3 protein-coding genes and 1 pseudogene are annotated in these 3,411 nt (G+C 61.7%); 1 reads left to right on the top strand and 3 read right to left on the bottom strand.

Going from position 1 to position 3,411, the window contains the following annotated elements; all coding sequences use genetic code 11:
* Nucleotides 1-80: 80 nt before the first annotated feature.
* Nucleotides 81-899: an alpha/beta hydrolase gene (locus H512_RS25190; RefSeq protein ID WP_053240090.1), complete on the bottom strand. Its 819-nt coding sequence runs from the start codon at nucleotides 897-899 to the stop codon at nucleotides 81-83.
* Nucleotides 900-979: 80 nt separating this feature from the next.
* Complete coding sequence (locus H512_RS0119830) at nucleotides 980-1,915, bottom strand: alpha/beta hydrolase (RefSeq protein ID WP_026784888.1); 936 nt, start codon at nucleotides 1,913-1,915, stop codon at nucleotides 980-982.
* A 139-nt stretch (nucleotides 1,916-2,054) separates the two neighbouring features.
* On the opposite strand from H512_RS0119830, the gene H512_RS0119825 reads away from it, so the two are divergent.
* Complete coding sequence (locus H512_RS0119825) at nucleotides 2,055-2,948, top strand: LysR family transcriptional regulator (RefSeq protein ID WP_026784887.1); 894 nt, start codon at nucleotides 2,055-2,057, stop codon at nucleotides 2,946-2,948.
* A 381-nt stretch (nucleotides 2,949-3,329) separates the two neighbouring features.
* Here H512_RS0119825 and H512_RS27490 read toward each other — a convergent pair.
* Nucleotides 3,330-3,411, bottom strand: a pseudogene (locus H512_RS27490) (IS5/IS1182 family transposase); the annotation flags it as partial.

The following is a 3,411-nucleotide window of genomic DNA, read 5'->3' as shown; positions in this document are numbered from 1 at the left end:
ATCGCTCGGATAGCCCAAGGGAACCTCCTCCGAAGAAGAACCCTTGAATCAAACCTCGGCTGATTTGGGAATCCCTTTTGTCAACGCAGCCTAGAGGCGGCGCGGCCGTAGATTTCCATACCGTCGCGATAGGCCCCGAAGCCGCCGAGCTTGTCGCCGAACACCACCATCATCGGCTGGATCAGCAGGGTTTCGGCAAAGGCGAAGGCATCCCAAGCGATGGCCGGCGCCGCGTGCGACACCAGCATCCGCGTGCCCGATCCCTCGGCCGGGCAGCGATTGCGGTAATAATCCGTTGCTTCCAGTACGTCGATGTCGGTGATACCGGCCGCTTTGCCCGCCTCGACGTTGGGGGGCAGGAAGATATTGATCTCGCCATCGGCCCCGGCGTTCTCGGCCGTGCGCAGCCTCGCCATGTTTTCGAGCGCGCCAACCGGATCGAACTGGCTGAAGCCTTCGCGCATCAGCCGCCCGAAGTTCACGCCGGTAATGCTGACCAGCGCCTTGATGCGCTTATCGATGATCGTCGCCTTGATCGAATAGCCGCCGCCACCGCAGATGCCGAGGATGCCGATCCGCTCGGGGTCCACAAAGGGCAATGTCTGCGCGTAATCGATCACGTCGCGATAGTCCTTCACACGCTGTTCGGGATCTTCGATCCAGCGCGGGCTGCCGCCGCTGGCGCCCTGGAAGCTCGCGTCGGGCACGATGACCACGAAGCCGGCCTCGGCGAGTGCCGCGCCATAGACGTTCCCGGCGGTCTGCTCCTTGCAGCTCCCTATGGGGTGATTGGATACGATTGCTGGGTAGCGCGTGCTGGAGTCGAAGTCGGGTGGAAAATGGATGCTGGCGGCGATGTCCCAAGTCATGCCGGGATTGCGGATGCTGACAGTTTCCATGATGCGGTTCCTTGTGGGTACAGGGCGGCGCCGGGAACCCGAAGGCTCCCGACGCACGCCGGATCGGGTTACTCAGCCGCCTAGGCGACGGCGGTCTTGGCGGACAGTTTGTCCATGAAGAAGGCCGCGAGGACCGAGACCGCCTCGTCGACGAACGTCTGTCCGTCATAGAGGTCCATGTGATTGGCGCCCTCGACGACATAGAACGCCTTGTCGGTGCTGGCAGCGCGGTCGAAGAGATCATCGCTCATCCGCTTCGACCCGGCCACGCTACCAGCGACGATCTGGATCGGCTGGGTCAGATAGACGTCGGCCATGTGATAGGCGTCATAGGTGATGATCTGACTGAGACTGCGGAGCGTCGCGAAGCCCGGCGCGGTCGGATGCTCGGCGCGCGGCGTGTGGTAGTATTCCCAGGCCTGGCGCAGTTCCTCGTTCGGCGCTTCTTTCTCGGCCAGCGGCGCCAACGGCATCGTCGCATAGCCCCTGCCGCCGGCGTCTGCGGTGCGGGCGTTCGATCCCGCCTCGATATAGGGCAGCGCGTCGATCGACTTGACATTGTTCTCCCAACCATTGCGGAACATGGAGCCGATGTTCACCGCGCTGACCGTGCCGATCGCCTTGATGCGGCGGTCCTGTATGGCGGCGTTGGCCGTGTAGCCGGCCCCCGCGCAGATGCCCATGGCGCCGATCCGCTCCTTGTCGACGTAAGACAGTGTCGTCAGATAATCGATGACCGCGCTGACATCCTCCGTGCTGATGTAGGGGTTTTCGAGCTGGCGCGGTTCGCCGCCGCTCTCGCCCTGATAGGAGCGATCGAAGGCGATGGTGACGAAGCCCTGATCCGCGAGCTTCTTAGCATAGGCGCCGGCGGTCTGTTCCTTTACGCCGCCCCCCGGATGCGAGACGACGATAGCCGGCCAGGTCTTCGTCTCGTCGAAGCCTTCGGGAACGTTGATAACTGCCGACATGGTGATCGTCGGGTTGTTCGAATTGGCGAAGCTGATCTTGCCCATTGTCGGTCTCCTTCGGTTGAACGCTTGCGGCCTGGGCTGTCGTCGCGTGGTTTGCCCTTGCCAATGGACACAATCTAGGTGAAAAGGATTGGTCTGATTAGACGAGTAATTTATATTGCGCCTATCACTGGAGTGATGAATGCGGCGGGATGAGATTGCCGATCTGGCCGCTTTCGTGGTGGTCGCCGAGGAGCGCAGCTTCACCAAGGCGGCGCAACGCCTCGGCATGGCGCAGTCGGCGCTCAGCCAGATCGTGCGGCGAATCGAGGAGCGGCTGGGCGTGCGCCTTCTCTCGCGCACGACGCGCAGTGTCGCGCCGACCGAGGCCGGCGAGCGGCTGATAGCGACGTTGGGCCCGATGCTACGCGATCTGGATAGCGCCATTGCTGAACTGGGCGATCTGCGCGACAGGCCTTCCGGTACGATCCGGATCACCTGCGTTGAACACGCGGCCAAAACGATCATCGTGCCGGCCATGAAACGGCTGCTTCCCGGCAATCCCGACATCAAGGTCGAGATCACCATCGATTACGGCCTTGCTGACGTCGTGAAAGATCGTTTCGACGCTGGCGTCAGGCTTGGCGGTGACATCGCCAAGGACATGATCGCGGTGCGCATCGGGCCGGACACGCCGATGGCGATCGTCGGATCGCCAGAGTATTTTCGCACGCATTCGCCACCGTCATCCCCGGCGCAACTCGTCGATCATCGCGCGATCAATCTTCGTTTGCCGACCTCCGGCACGTTGAACGGCTGGCGCCTGATGCGCGGCGGGCGTGAAATACGGGTGAGGATCGACGGGCCGCTCGTCCTCAACAGCATCGACCTCATTCTCGATGCCGCGCTCGACGGGCTCGGGCTTGCCTATCTGCCGCTCGATCAGGTTCAGCCCCATATCGATGCCGGCCGGCTGACCGGGGTATTGGCAAAGTTCACGTCCGATCTGCCGGGCTATCACCTTTATTACGCCAACAGGCGCCATTCCTCCGCCGCCTTCACCCTTCTTGTGGAAACGCTAAAATTTCGTCCGTGAATGCGATCGGCCGGGATTGGCGCCTAAATTTGCCAACTCCCTGAGTTTTGGCAGTTCTAAAATAGGGACAGACCTGCTTGAGGCGAACTTCGGAGGGCTATAGCGTAAATATAGTTCTCATCATCGCCGGCGCAGTGCCGCAGCCGGCGCTCCTGTGATCCATTTTGCCATTGCCGAGGCCCTCGATGGGAAAGCGGTTACCTGGGTGGAACTTGTGTCCGATGAAGACTACCTTGTCGGCTCCAGCGTAACTAAATAGTCTTGCGGGGCGGGGATTCTACGTAGCGGCGCTCATAACGCCGGTGGGCCGCGTTGTTCCGCCGTCTATGCCGGTCGTTGAGCCGCGATAGGCTAGGTGTTTAGCCCCACTAGGCCGTAGACTCATAAGCTGAGGCACCAGATCCTCGCTGCTATGATTTTGAGGGCGGCCATGTAGTTCTCGGGCCGTTTGTCGTAGCGCGTG

Origin of the sequence: Pleomorphomonas koreensis DSM 23070, from assembly GCF_000425185.1 — a bacterium.
Lineage (GTDB): Bacteria > Pseudomonadota > Alphaproteobacteria > Rhizobiales > Pleomorphomonadaceae > Pleomorphomonas > Pleomorphomonas koreensis.
This window is presented reverse-complemented; position numbering and strand designations above follow the sequence as displayed.